The sequence below is a fragment of the Rhodococcus sp. DN22 genome (genome assembly GCF_036669995.1).
GTDB classification, from domain to species: Bacteria; Actinomycetota; Actinomycetes; order Mycobacteriales; family Mycobacteriaceae; genus Rhodococcus_F; species Rhodococcus_F erythropolis.
The window spans coordinates 4,400,752-4,414,009 of record NZ_CP133326.1 but is presented as its reverse complement, the minus strand read 5'-3'; the positions used below and the strand labels follow the sequence as shown (position 1 = coordinate 4,414,009).

Sequence of the window (13,258 nt, the reverse complement as noted above, 5' to 3'; positions counted from 1 at the left end):
TTGTCAGTGACGTGGAGGTATCGATGCGGTCGACGCTTGTGGAATACCCGTGTTCGACTCAGCTCCTCGCCGACGCCCGTGTCACCCGTGCGGGTGACGGGGTGCTTCGGTACAGCCAACTCGACCCGTCGCTGTCCGAACTCCTCGATATCGCCGTTCATCGATTCTCCTCACGCATCGCGGTGGAGGAGGTCGACGGCGAGCAAGTCACCTTCGCGGAGTTGTGGGCCGAGGCGTCGCGGGTCGCAGGCGGGCTGAAGTCGCGAGGCGTCGAGATCGGTGACCGTGTGGCCATTCGCGTCGCCGCCGGGGTGAGGTGGATGGAGGCGTGCCTCGGCGTCATTCTCGCCGGCGGTGTTCCAGTCTCCGTGGGTGTTCATCTGAGCGACGACGCGGCGGACTTCGTCATCGCGGACAGTGGCTCGGTGTTGGTGCTCGACGGGGAACTCCCACACGGTGTTCCGTTCATCGACGACGGTGCCGCCCCGGAGGAGATGGCGATCCTCGCGTACACCGCCGATTCTTCGGGTGAAATGCTGGGCGTCGAGTTGAGCAACGAGAACGTGCTCTCCGCCATCGTCGGCATTCTGCACTCGCGCGATTACGGCGTCGAAGGTGTGCGCAATCTGTTGGTGGACAATGACTTCAAGTCGGTACGGCAATTCGTGCACGTGCTCGCGACGTTGGTGGTCGGTGGAACGGTGGTCCTCGCCGGCGACTTCTGGCGTGAGAGTGTGCATACCGTCGACATCGTGACCGGGCGGCCCGAGGACCTGCTCGAGCCACGGTTGCTCACCCTTGGGCCGGCGGCGCGTGCCGGTTCGAGGTCGGTTCAGTGGATCGATTGCAGCGGGTCGCCGATCACGGCCGAACAGGAATCCAAGCTGCTGACCCTGTTCCCGGCCGCTCGGCATGTGATCGGGTGGGGCAAAACCGAGACCTGTGGGGCTGGTCTCATTCTGCCAACCGAGTCGGCACCCACCCACCTCGGAAGCGTCGGAATCGCTTTCGGTGGAATGGAAGTGGCGTTGTACGGCCCGGATGCTCCAGGTGGTTTCGGTGAGTTGCTGTGCCGTGGACCGAGTGTCACGCGTCGGTATTGGAACTCGCCGCAAGCGACCTCGACGAGGTTCACCCAGGGGTGGTTCTGCACTCACGACACCGCGCAGATCGACCCCGATGGCTTCGTCCGTATTGTCGAACGCAACGTCGCGTAGTCACGCGAGCGTGGTCGACAAACGAGAGGGACATCATGGCGGACGAGGTTCTCACCGAGCGGCGCGGGCGGACACTGATCATCACCATCAACCGGCCCGAGGCGCGTAACGCCATCAACTCGGCGGTCAGTCACGCATTGGCCGCTGCGGTCGAAGAGCTCGATGCGGACGACGATCTGTCCTTGGCGGTGCTGACAGGAGCCGGCGGAAACTTCTGTGCCGGTATGGATCTGAAGGCATTCGCGGCCGGCGAGAACGTACTCGTGCCGGGACGCGGTCTCGGATTCACGGAAGGGCCGCCGCGTAAGCCGATCATTTCGGCGGTCGAGGGCTTCGCGTTGGCAGGCGGCACGGAACTCGTGCTTGCCACCGACCTGGTGGTCGCGTCGTCCGAAGCGAAGTTCGGTATCCCGGAGGTCAAGCGAGGGCTGGTCGCAGGTGGAGGCGGATTGTTGCGCCTGCCCAAGCGGATTCCGTACCAGAAGGCATTGGAACTGGCCCTGACCGGTGACAGTTTCACAGCCGAGGAGGCCTACCGCTACGGCTTCGTGAACACGTTGACCGAGCCAGGTAAGGCGCTCGAAGGCGCGCTGGAGCTGGCTGATCGCATCACCCGCAACGGACCGCTCGCGGTTGCGGTCACCAAGGAGATCATCGTCAAGGCCGGCGGTTGGTCCGACGACGAAGCTTTCGCGAAGCAGTTGCAGGTCATGGCGCCGGTGTTCGCGTCCGAAGATGCACGCGAGGGCGCGACGGCGTTCGCCGAGAAGCGCGCCCCGGTCTGGAAGGGGCGGTAACACCGACATGGCTACACCTGTCGCAGAGCTGCACATGCACATCGAGGGTTCTCTGGAACCCGAACAGATTTACCGACTTGCCGAGCGCAATCGAATGGACTTGCCGTACAAGGACATCGACGATCTGAAGTCGAGATACGAGTTCACCGATCTGCAGTCGTTCCTCGATCTCTACTTCGCCAACATGGCCGTCCTGCGCACCGCGGAGGATTTTGCCGACCTGACGCGAGCGTACTTCCGCCGCGCGGCTGCCGCCGGCGTCGCGCATGCCGAGTTCTTCTTCAATCCACAGGCGCACGTGGTCCGTGGTGTTCCGCTGACCGAGGTCCTGGACGGGATCATGGATGCGGTGGCATCGAGTGAGCGCGAGTTCGGGCTCAGCAGCGCGGCAATCGCCGCCATCCTCCGAGATCAGCCCGTCAAAGACGCCGAGGAGATCTTCTCCGAGATAATTCGCCTGCAGGCTCCAATCGTCGGGCTCGGACTCGACTCCGCGGAGGTCGGCAACCCGCCGTCACTGTTCGAGGACGTGTTCGCCCGCGCGCGTGCCGAGGGTTTGCACGTTGTGGCTCACGCCGGTGAAGAGGGACCGCCCGAGTACATCTGGCAGGCGCTCGACATTCTCGGCGCCGAGCGGATCGACCACGGAGTCCGGGCACTCGAGGATCCTGCCCTGATCGAGCGTCTGGTCGACGAGGAGATTCCACTGACGGTCTGCCCGTTGTCGAACGTTCGTCTGCGGGTGTTCGATTCGCTGTCGGATCATCCGCTTCGATCGATGCTCGAGATGGGTTTGATCGTCACGGTCAACTCCGACGACCCGGCCTACTTCGGGGGATATGTCGACGACAATTTCACCGAACTGGGCCGAGCCCTGGGTCTGACGGAGGCCGAGCGAGACACCCTCGCCCGGAACTCGATCAAGGCCTCGTTTGCGAGCGATGCGCGAAAAGCGGAACTACTGCGGCACTGACCGTCAGTCGCCGAGCACCTGACGCAAGTATTCGTTGTCGAACACACGATTCGCGTCGTACTTGTCTCGAACGGCGACAAAGTCGTCGAGTCGGTCGTACGTCGGACGCAGGTCGTCGACGGTCCGGTTGTGCATTTTTCCCCAATGCGGCCGGCCGTCGACGGCGCGCGCGATTGCCTCCACCGCGGCGAAGTACTCCGTTTCGGGTCGGCGGTGGTACTGGTGTACCGCGATGTATGCGGTGTCGCGTCCGTGAGCAGTGGAGAGCCAGAGGTCGTCGGCGGCAGCGAAACGTACTTCGACGGGGAAAGCGACGTTGGTTCCGGACTTCTTCATCCAGCGATCGATTTCGTGAAGTGTCTCGGTGACGTGTTCGCGGGGAATCGCGTATTCCATCTCCTTGAACTTCACCCGGCGCGAAGACGCGAATACCCGGTAGCTGCGATCTGTGAACTCGCGGGCGCCGAGCAATCGGGACGACACGTTGTTGATTCTCGGGATCGCGGCCGGTGCCAGGGTGGCAACGCGGTTGACACCTTCGAAGAGTGTGTTCGAGAGGAGTTCGTCGTCGACGAACGCGCGAACCTTGCCCACCGGATCGGGTTCGGTATCTCCGGGGAGTCGCGTATTGCTCTTCGTCAGGACACGATCGGTGTGCGGGAACCAGTAGAACTCGAAGTGATCCAGGCCCAGGCGATCGCCCTCGAGGGTGTCCAGTATGTGAGACAGCGTGTCGGGTTCCTCGATTGCGCGAAGTGTGAATCGCGGAACGCAGGCGAGAGTGATCTTCGAAATGATGCCGATTGCGCCCAATCCGAGGCGGCCCGCTTCGAACAGCTCGACGTTTTCGTCGGCGCTTGCGGTAACGACGGATCCGTCGGCGAGAACGATCTCGATTCCGCGAATCTGTGTGGCGATACCGCCGAATCGTGCGCCGGTGCCGTGCGTGCCGGTGGACGTCGCGCCGGCCAGTGACTGGACGTCTATGTCACCGAGATTTGCCATCGCATATCCGCGTTGCCACAAGGCGTCGTTGAGAGCATGAAGGCGAGTGCCTGCAAAAACAGTTACCAGCGCACCGTCGTCGGTCGGTGTGATCGAGTCGATTCCGCTCAAGTTGTCCAGGCTGACGAGGACACCGTCAGTGACCGCGACACCGGTGAACGAGTGGCCGGCGCCGACGGCCTTCACACGTTGGCCACGCGAGGCGGCCTCGGCGACCAACGACGAAAGTTCACGGGTATTTGTCGGCGTCGCAAAGCGACGCGGCGCGGCGCTTTGAGTGCCCGCCCAGTTCTGCCAAGTGTCCGAAGCCATTACGCAATAATGTACTTGGACGGTCGTCCAGGCAAGCATTGCGCGAAGATTTTGTCATTTGCGTTCTACGATCATTGGATGCTGAACAGGCTCCCGGCGGACGAACGCCGCACACAATTGGTCGAGTCCGCCTTGTCTATTGCGGAACAGCGCGGTGTCAGTTCTGTGACGGTAAGGGCGGTGGCAGAGGAGGCCGGGGTATCGCTCGGCGTCGTTCATTACTGCTTCGAGAGCAAAGAAGCGCTGATCGCGGCAATGGGTGAAACGCTCATTCTGCAGCTCAGTGCGTCGATGCAGTATGCGTTCGCGCAGGTCCGCCATGCGCCGGATCTCAGTGGCGTGCAGGGGCTCAGGGAATTGCTGCACATCGGCCTGACCGGAATGTGGCCGACCATCGAGGCAACCCCGGATCGCCAGTTGTTGACCTACGAAATTACTGCGCAGGCACTGCGTAGTCGCAATCTCGGAGCCGAACGTGCTGGGGCGGTTGCATTTGAGCAGTACCGAATCATGGATGAGCTCGCGGTGTCGTTTCTCGAAGAGTGCGCCAAGATATCGGGCACGGTGTGGACGGAGCCGTTGAGTTCGATTGCGCGACTGAGTCTTGCAATGATCGACGGCCTTGTTCTGCGATGGCTGGTCGATCGTGACTCCGACGCGACTATTGCCGAGTTCGGAGAAATGGTTCAGGTAATCGCCAACAAAGCCGTGGTCGCGCCTCAGTAGAACCGCCATCCTGGACATACGTCCAGGATTGGTGATTGACTGGTCGCACGCCGCGACGATTGGATCATCTGTGACCAGGACCCTTGATCGACTCACTGCTGCCACGCGAGAACTCGACCCGCCTCTGGCTGCTCTGGATCTGACCACACTGCGCAGTAATGCAGCCGACCTGGTGCGCCGCGCCGGTGGAACCCCGGTGCGAGTGGCGAGCAAATCGGTTCGTTGTCGGACGGTTCTGGCTGAAACTCTCGGCGACACACTGACCGCGTCCGGCGGATTCCGCGGAATCATGGCGTACTCACTGCGCGAGGCTCTGTGGCTGGTCGGGCTCGGCGCACGGGACATCCTGATGGGGTACCCGACCGCCGATCGTGGCGCCATCGCGGATCTCGCTGCCGACGACACCGCTCTCGCATCGATCACCTTGATGGTCGACGACGATGCGCAGTTGGACCTCATTCGTTCGGCGTCGACGGGGGATGCGCCTGTCCGCGTGTGTCTCGACGTCGACGCGTCACTGCGGATCGGCCCGATCCATCTGGGCGTACGACGCTCGCCACTGCGCGAACCTGGCGCGGTCGCCGCACTCGCGGCGCGTGCGCGCCAACGCGGATTCTCCGTCGTCGGAGTGATGTTCTACGAAGCCCAGATTGCCGGCCTTCCTGACACCAGTGCTCCGATCGGTTGGGTCAAGAAAGCCTCTGCCCGCGAATTGGCGTCCAGAAGGGGCGCTGTGGTCGCGGCCGTCACCGATGCCGTGGGTGCACTCGAGATCGTCAACAGCGGCGGTACGGGGTCGCTGGAGGTCAGCTCGGCCGATCCTGTGGTGACCGAGGTAACAGCAGGCTCCGGACTGTACGTACCGACCCTGTTCGACCGCTACCGTGCCTTCCGTCCCGATCCGGCGCTGTTCTTCGCGCTGTCGGCCGTGCGCAAACCGACGCCGTCGGTCACGACCCTGTTCGGTGGCGGATACATCGCGTCGGGACCTGCGGGAGCCACCCGCGTTCCGTCGCCGGTCTGGCCCGCCGGTCTCAAACTGCTCCGTAACGAAGGTGCCGGCGAAGTCCAGACGCCGGTCACCGGGAAGGAAGCCGGCAACATCGCGATCGGCGACCGTGTGTGGTTCCGTCACGCCAAAGCCGGCGAGCTGTGCGAGCGCTTCGACCGCGTGTACGTGGTCGAAGCCGACGGCACCCGAACCTCGGTTCCCACCTATCGCGGCGAAGGGCAGTGCTTCGGGTAGGGCAGTGTTTCGGGTAAGACAGGCTTCGGCTAGCTCGTCAGCCTCATGAACGCGCCCAGTTCGACCAATCCCGCAGGCGTACTGGGCATGTACTGCGTCAACGCGTGCGATCGAACGATGATCGCGCACCACTTGCCGCGTGAGACAGCAACATTGAGACGGTTTCGCGACAGCAGGAACGACATCCCTCGCGGGACGTCCTCGACGGCAGATGCGGCCATCGACACGATTGCCACCGCAGCCTCGCGGCCCTGGAACTTGTCGACGGTCCCGACCTCGACCTCCGTGAGACCGGCCTCGGTGAGATCGCGCTCGACGGTGCCCACCTGGGCGTTGTACGCCGCGACCACGAGAATGTCCGACTGCTCCAGCGGCCTGGTTCCCTCGAACTCGCTCGGGTCGGTCCAAGGCGTGCCGAGAAGGCCCTGGATCTGGCGAACGATTTCCTGGGACTCTTCCGGGGAGTAGGTGGAATTGCCGCGGTGATCGACGAACACCGTGTGTACTCCGGCAGCGAGTCCGTCGAGCTTCCTTGCCGCACTGACGGTTTCCTGGGAACGCAGCTTGCCCTCGTACGACAATGCGGACACGGGCGCACACAGATCCGGGTGCATCCGCCACGTTTTCTCGAGGAAGTAGCCGAGTTCGGGTGGCAGTGCGCCGTGTCCCTCGGCGAGCCAACCGAGTGCCGATTCGTCGACAGGTTCGGGGTGAGTACCTTGGCTCACCTGCGGCAACTGCTGCGGGTCGCCCAGCAGCAACAGGTTTCGCGCGGAAATCGCGACGGCAATGGTGTTCGCCAGCGCGAATTGACCTGCCTCGTCGACCACGAGCAAGTCCAAACTGCCGGCGGGAACACGATCGGTGTTCGCGAAGTCCCATGCAGTGCCGCCGATGACGCAGCCGACGCCTTCCGCTTCGGCGATGAATCCGGCGTATTCCTCGGACGCGATGTCCTGCCATTCCGCGGTCTTGCTGCGGCTGCCCTTCTTTGCGACCAGTGCGGGGTCCACGCCGGCCTTCAGAATGCCGCCAAGCATGTTCTCGACCACCGAATGTGATTGTGCCACCACGCCGATACGCCAATGGTGTTGTTCGATCAGTGTCTTGACGACACGAGCGCCCGTGTAGGTTTTGCCGGTACCGGGAGGACCTTGCACCGCCACGTAGGAATCGTCGAGGTCGAGAAGTGCGGCGGTGATGGCGTCGGCGTAGTTGTTGTCGGTGCCGACAGGTGGCAGCGCTGAACCCGAGAGGGTTCTCGGGGTGCTGCGCCTGAGAATGTCGACTGCCGCGATGTGTGGCAGTTCGGGCAGGCTCTCGCTGGCGTCGGACGCGGCAGCGGCGATGGACTTCTCCATGCGTCCGGTGGGAATCGGACGACCAGGTGCCAACGCGACAGGGGAATCGATGTATTCGTCACCGCTGAGCAGTTCTTCCACGGTGACCACGTCGAGCCCTTCGGACTTGACCACGGCGGTGACCTTGACGCTGCTGGTGCCGCGCTGGGTGGGGTTCTCGCTTGCAACGGCATCCGGGGAGGGGGTTGCGTAGAGCGCGAACAAATCACTGCCCGGACTCAAAGACGTTCCGGTGCCGAAACTTCCGGTCAATTGGATGTGGCGACGAAACTTCTTCTGCCGCGCGGTGCTCTTGTGCCAGTCCGTTTCGATTTCGGACTGCTCGACCACCATGACGTCGCGGATGTCCACGAGGTCTTCGATCGGTGTGACCAATCGGTCGAAGTGGGCCCACCAGTACGGCTTCCGCTCGCGATTGTGGTAACCGACTGCTGCGGCCAATAGAGCAGCAGCCTGCTGATCGGAGGTGCGTGTCGAACCGGCCTTGTGGCCGGCGAAGTCGCGGAGTGCGATTTCCGATTCGGTGAGTTCTTCGAGTGGAATCTTGATCTGTCCGGTCGGCTCTCGAAGTTCGACACCATGTTCTGCGGCGCGCTCGGCGAGCCAATCGCGCAGGCGGAGAGTGGATTCGCAGTCGTACTCGTTGTAGTCGGAGATGCCCTGAAGAAGTTCCCTGGCCTGGTCGGCTTGTCCGCCGTCGCGCAATTCGCAGTAGTCGGCATAAGCGACGACCGAGGCGGCGGCGTTGGTCACGTCACCGTCACGGCCGTGCTCACCCATGTAGAGCGGCTCGAGTTTCTTGATGCTGTACGAGCGTTGTCCGATCCGCAGGCACGCGCGGACGATCGGGTACAGGTCTACGAGCACGTTCTCGCTGAGCAGGGTGTCCACGGTCTGCTCGCCGACACCGTGACGTGCGGCCAAGCGCAACAGCGCCGATTTCTCGTACGCGGCGTAGTGGTAGATGTGCATGCCTGGATGAGCTTCTCGACGCGCGGTGACGTAATCGAGGAAGTCGAGGAGCGCCTGGCGCTCACCCTCGCGATCGTGTGCCCAGAACGGCTTGAACACGTAGTCGTCCGCAGGCCCTTCGACCACACCGAACAGATACTCCAACCCCCAATCGGTGGACCCGTCCTCGGCCCAGAGCGGATCGCCCTCGAAGTCGAAGAAGATGTCGCCGTCGTCGGGGATGGGGAGTCCGCCGAGCGCCGAGGGTTCGTAGACCTCGAATTCGGCGTCGCCGGACAGTTCCTGGCGTAGTTGAACCGCTGCCTGTGCACGGAGCTTGTCGAGTGTTTCCCGGCGGATTCCCTCGACTGGGCCGGTGCTCGCGGCGAGTTCGTCGATTGTCGTGATCCCCGAGACGATCAGCTGTTCACGCTGATTGCCGCGGACACCCGCAACCAGCAGCAGGTCTCGATGGCTTTCGACCTCGACGCTGCAGGTGTCGCATCGACCACAACGCAGGTACCGATCGTCGAGCCACTGTGTCGGTTTCCCCTCGGCGCGGTGCTCGTCGAGGACTCGTTCGAGTTCAGCTCTACGTGCCGCGAATACCGGCGCGATGTCTCCGATGTCGTGCGACGACGTGCTGCCGTCGCCTAGCAGTAGATGAACTTGATCGGAGGCGGCAATTGCATTGCGCTCCAACGCATCCGCGTATGCGGCGAGTTGTAGAAGTGCCGACACCTTGGCGTGCCGGGAGAGCTTGCTGTCGTAGACCGCGTAGGTGTCGCCTTCGCGGACGAGGAAATCGCAGAACCCGAGGAATCGGCCGTCGAAAAAGGTTCCCTGATAAATGACTGGCGCGCCCGATCGTGCTGCCTCGACGGTGGCCAACGTGGCAGCGGTCAGGCCTGCGCGTGAGTGTTCCGGTCGCGGCATGACGACGACGCCGTCTCCGTGCTGATCGATGAACTTCTGAAGCTGTTCGCGCTCGTGCGAGTCGCCGAGGCTCGACGTCCGTTCGAGCATCGGATCCGCCTCGGCGGCCTCGGCCGCGATCAGACCGGTTCGGGCGTCGAGTTGCCGCAGCAGTGCGAACTCGCACGAGGCCGCAGCCGAGAGGTCGCTGGCGCTGTAGACGATCTGATCATCGAGTAGGAACACAGGGCGATTGTGCCATCGCTCACCGACAAGGCAACCCACCAGTAATCGCTCACGAGCCGCGGATATCGGTAGCGGCGTGCAGAATGACGATCATGCCTTTCTTCGACGGACGAACCGGTCAGGTGCACTTTCGGCATTGGCCGGCGGCAGGGGGTGCGGTGCCCACGGTGTCACTGGTCTTTCTGCACGGTCTCGGCCAGCACAGCGGGCAGTATCACCGTTTCGCGAGCGCAATGACGGCGTCGGGGATTGACGTGTGGGCGATCGATCACACCGGGCACGGTTTGTCGGAGGGTGATCCGGGAGTCGGGGCTCCGCTCTCCGATCTTGCTGCCGATGCAGCCGCGCTGGCTGACATCGCCTTGGCGGAACTGCCCGACGTTCCGCAGGCGGTGATGGGTCATTCGTTAGGTGCTGTGACTGCGCTGACGGTGCTGGCTCATCGCGATCACGAATTCGCGTCCGCGGTGTTGTGCGGCATCCCGCGCAGTGCGGTCGAGCAACACGGGTGGGCGGAACTCTCCGACGCGGGCATCCCAGTCCTGGTCGTTCACGGTACCGACGACCGGATCGCCCCGGTCGATCCCGTCCGGGACTGGGCGCGGACGCTGCGCAACGTCGAGATGCGTGAGTTCGAGGACGCCGGTCACGACCTGCTGCACGAGAAGGTTCACGCCAGTGTCACCAACGTCAGCCGTGAATTCCTTCTCGCGCATTCCAGGTAGTCCTCTCAGGAGAGCGCGCCGAGCACCTCTTTCGACGTGACGGGATGCGAGAACATCGGGTAGTCGTAGGTGATCGCGTTCTCGTGTTCGGCGACCGAAGTGCCTGCCACGCAATCGGTGAGTGTGATGACCCGGTAACCGTTCTCGTATCCGGTGCGCATGGTCGATTCGACGCAGCAGTTGGTCAGGAAGCCGCCGAGAAGGATCGTGCGAATTCCTTTGCTGCGCAGAATGAAATCGAGGTTGGTGCTGGCAAAAGTGTCGAGTCCGCGCTTGCCCTCGATGACGATGTCGCCGTCTTTCGGAGTGAGGTCGTCGACGATAGCGGCGCCCCACGAACCTTTCACGAAAGCCTTTCCGTCGACGACGCCCTTGAGGATTCCGTACGGATGCGAGGTGATTTCGTTGTACCCCTCGGCGAAGGTGATCGGTGCGTGCATCACGGTGACACCCGCCGCCCGGGCCGCATCGACCAGCGCGGCGGTGTTCGCGAGGAGTCCGTTCGATTCCATGACTGGTGCGACGGCCTCGTGGAGGACACCGCCCTCGGTGGTGAAGTCGTTCTGGTACTCGATGAGCACGACGGCGGTGGTCGCGGGATCCAATTCGAGCTTGTCGGTCATGGTCGGCACCTTCTCTGTTGTGGTCCGGGTCACGAATCTCCTCAATTAAACAGTTTGTCAGACAAGCAGGCAAGGGGTGGTAGCGTCGCGGCATGGATACGACTCCGTTGTCGCGCATGCCGCTCAGCCTTGCCGTGTCGGGAAGAATCCGTGCTGCCATACTCGACGGCTCGCTTCCCGTCGGCGAGGCATTGCCGACCGAACAGGAACTCGCGCAGACGTTCTCGGTGGGGCGATCGACGGTCCGTGAGGCGCTTCGTGTCCTGCAAGCGCAGGGATTGTTGACCGGCGCGGACACCACTTCTACTGCCAGGCCTCGGGTGACGCACGAGCATACGGCCGATTCCGCGGCCACAGCTCTCAGCACGGCGTTGCAGGTGGGTGCAGTTCCATTGGGCGATCTTGTCGAATTGCGAGTGCTGCTCGAAGCTGCTGCGCTGCGCACTGTCGTCGCGGTGCCGAACGGCGCCCGGGATGCGATCGAGCGGATGCGCGTCGCAACCCTTGCCGACGACTCGGTCGCATTCCACGACGCCGATGTCGACTTTCACGTTGCGCTGGCCGGAGCGGGCGGGAACAAGGCGTTCGGGTTGGTCATGACGGTTCTCCGCGACAGCATCGCCGGCTACCTGCTGAGCGAACTCGACTCGCGCGAGAACTCGGCGGCCACGCTCGGCGCACTGTTGGCCGAGCACGAGGGTATCGCCGACGCGATCGAGCGCGGTGCAGCTGACGAGGCCGCCGTTTTGGTCGAGCGCCATGTGCGCGGATTCTACGAAGGACGAACACAATGACCACGAGTATCGATCTGTTGGGTGAACGCTTGCAGAAAGCGGTGGGGGACAGGGCGACAACCGATCCCGACCGAATGGGCGCGTACGTCCGGGATCAATCACTGCTCACCACAGCCGGAACGCCCGCCGCGCTGGTCAAGGCGAAGACGGTTGACGACGTCGTTGCGGTCATGACGGTGGCCCACGAACTCTCCGTTCCCGTGGTGACACGAGGGGCAGGTACCGGGTTGGCCGGCGCCGCCAACGCACTCGACGGATGCATCGTCTTGAGCGTCGCGGGCATGGATCGCATTCTCGAGATCGATCCTGCCGCGCGCACCGCCACGGTGGAGCCCGGAGTGATCAACGGTGACCTGGCGGAAGCTGCTGCACAGCAGGGCCTTTGGTACGTACCGGATCCGGGAAGCCGGTCCATCTCGAGTATCGGCGGCAATCTGGCGACAAATGCAGGCGGCATCTGTTGCGCCAAGTACGGCGTCACCGGTGATCACGTTGCGGCCCTGACGGCGGTACTCGCCGACGGGCGTGTGATCCGTACCGGTGCACGGACGCGCAAAAACGTTGCGGGGCTGGACCTGACACATCTGCTCGTCGGGTCGGAGGGCACTCTCGCGGTCATCGTCGAAGCCACGATGCGGTTGCGTACGGCGCCCACTGCCGCGACCACTGTGGTCGCCTTCTTCGATTCCGCGGAGTCCGCGATCGATGCCGTCCTCGCCGTGTCGGCAGTGGCCGAACCGTGTCAGATGGAGTTGATGGACGACGTCACCATCGGCGCCGTCAATCGGCTGACCAAGATGGGGCTGGACGAATCGGCCGGGGCGATGCTGCTCATCCAGTGCGACGGTAGGTCGGCGGCCGCCGAGGCAGCGGACTGCGCCGCGGCGTGCGAAAGTGCCGGGGCCCGAGAGGTTTTCCACACCGACGATCCGGTGGAAGGTGAAGAGTTCACCGCCGCGCGCCGCATGGCCTTGCCGGCTCTCGAGGCGTTGGGCACGGTACTTCTCGACGACGTCGCGGTGCCGGTGCCGGCGTTGCCGTCCATGTTGGAATGCATTCGTGAAGCGGCCGATCGCCACGGCGTCACGATCGGAACCTTCGGTCACGCCGCCGACGGCAATCTCCACCCGACCATCGTGTTCGACGCTGCCGAATCGGGTGCGCAGGATCGTGCGCGCGGAGCTTTCGACGACATCGTTGCCGGCGCACTGGCGTTGGGCGGAACGATCAGCGGTGAACACGGTATCGGGGTTCTCAAAGCGCCGTACATGGCGGACATGGTCGGCCAGACCGAACGCGAAATGATGCTTGCAGTGAAGGCCGCATTCGATCCGAAGAACATTCTCAATCCCGGACGAGGTATCTGA

General features: G+C 63.4%; 11 protein-coding genes. 8 read left to right on the top strand and 3 right to left on the bottom strand.

Annotated features, from left to right (window positions below):
• Nucleotides 1-23 precede the first annotated feature (23 nt).
• The 3 genes from RA302_RS19945 to RA302_RS19935 are packed head-to-tail and all read left to right on the top strand — an operon-like array spanning nt 24 to nt 2,987.
• Nucleotides 24-1,217, top strand: a complete 1,194-nt coding sequence (locus RA302_RS19945) for an AMP-binding protein (RefSeq protein ID WP_030536925.1) — start codon at nt 24-26, stop codon at nt 1,215-1,217.
• Between the two features lie 35 nt (nt 1,218-1,252).
• Entirely contained in the window at nt 1,253-2,014 is a 762-nt protein-coding gene (locus tag RA302_RS19940) for a crotonase/enoyl-CoA hydratase family protein (protein ID WP_338477695.1), read from the top strand.
• A 7-nt stretch (nt 2,015-2,021) separates the two neighbouring features.
• Complete coding sequence (locus RA302_RS19935; protein WP_003945144.1) at nt 2,022-2,987, top strand: adenosine deaminase; 966 nt, start codon at nt 2,022-2,024, stop codon at nt 2,985-2,987.
• Between the two features lie 3 nt (nt 2,988-2,990).
• Here RA302_RS19935 and RA302_RS19930 read toward each other — a convergent pair whose 3' ends face one another.
• Entirely contained in the window at nt 2,991-4,304 is a 1,314-nt protein-coding gene (locus RA302_RS19930; RefSeq protein ID WP_042450351.1) for a D-arabinono-1,4-lactone oxidase, read from the bottom strand.
• A gap of 78 nt (nt 4,305-4,382) precedes the next feature.
• Here RA302_RS19930 and RA302_RS19925 point away from each other — a divergent pair, with 78 nt between their 5' ends.
• Together RA302_RS19925 and RA302_RS19920 are read left to right on the top strand one after the other, a co-directional pair.
• The gene (locus RA302_RS19925) at nt 4,383-5,030 is read left to right on the top strand and encodes a TetR/AcrR family transcriptional regulator (RefSeq protein WP_020908434.1); all 648 of its coding nucleotides are present in this window, start codon (nt 4,383-4,385) and stop codon (nt 5,028-5,030) included.
• Nucleotides 5,031-5,100: 70 nt separating this feature from the next.
• Entirely contained in the window at nt 5,101-6,276 is a 1,176-nt protein-coding gene (locus tag RA302_RS19920; protein ID WP_007736155.1) for an amino acid deaminase/aldolase, read from the top strand.
• Between the two features lie 29 nt (nt 6,277-6,305).
• On the opposite strand, the gene RA302_RS19915 is transcribed toward RA302_RS19920, so the two are convergent.
• On the bottom strand, nt 6,306-9,749 hold the full coding sequence (locus RA302_RS19915) for a bifunctional RecB family nuclease/DEAD/DEAH box helicase (protein WP_064689331.1): 3,444 nt from the start codon (nt 9,747-9,749) through the stop codon (nt 6,306-6,308).
• Nucleotides 9,750-9,832: 83 nt separating this feature from the next.
• On the opposite strand from RA302_RS19915, the gene RA302_RS19910 reads away from it, so the two are divergent.
• The gene (locus tag RA302_RS19910) at nt 9,833-10,474 is read left to right on the top strand and encodes an alpha/beta fold hydrolase (RefSeq protein ID WP_082654941.1); all 642 of its coding nucleotides are present in this window, start codon (nt 9,833-9,835) and stop codon (nt 10,472-10,474) included.
• 5 nt (nt 10,475-10,479) lie between these two features.
• On the opposite strand, the gene RA302_RS19905 is transcribed toward RA302_RS19910, so the two are convergent.
• Nucleotides 10,480-11,097, bottom strand: coding sequence for a cysteine hydrolase (locus tag RA302_RS19905; RefSeq protein ID WP_030536921.1), 618 nt, complete (start codon nt 11,095-11,097; stop codon nt 10,480-10,482).
• Between the two features lie 92 nt (nt 11,098-11,189).
• Between RA302_RS19905 and RA302_RS19900 the strand changes: the two genes are divergently transcribed.
• Together RA302_RS19900 and RA302_RS19895 are read left to right on the top strand one after the other, a co-directional pair.
• On the top strand, nt 11,190-11,891 hold the full coding sequence (locus RA302_RS19900) for an FCD domain-containing protein (protein WP_007736157.1): 702 nt from the start codon (nt 11,190-11,192) through the stop codon (nt 11,889-11,891).
• On the top strand, nt 11,888-13,258 hold the full coding sequence (locus RA302_RS19895) for an FAD-linked oxidase C-terminal domain-containing protein (protein WP_064689332.1): 1,371 nt from the start codon (nt 11,888-11,890) through the stop codon (nt 13,256-13,258). Before RA302_RS19900 ends, RA302_RS19895 begins: the two co-directional genes overlap by 4 nt.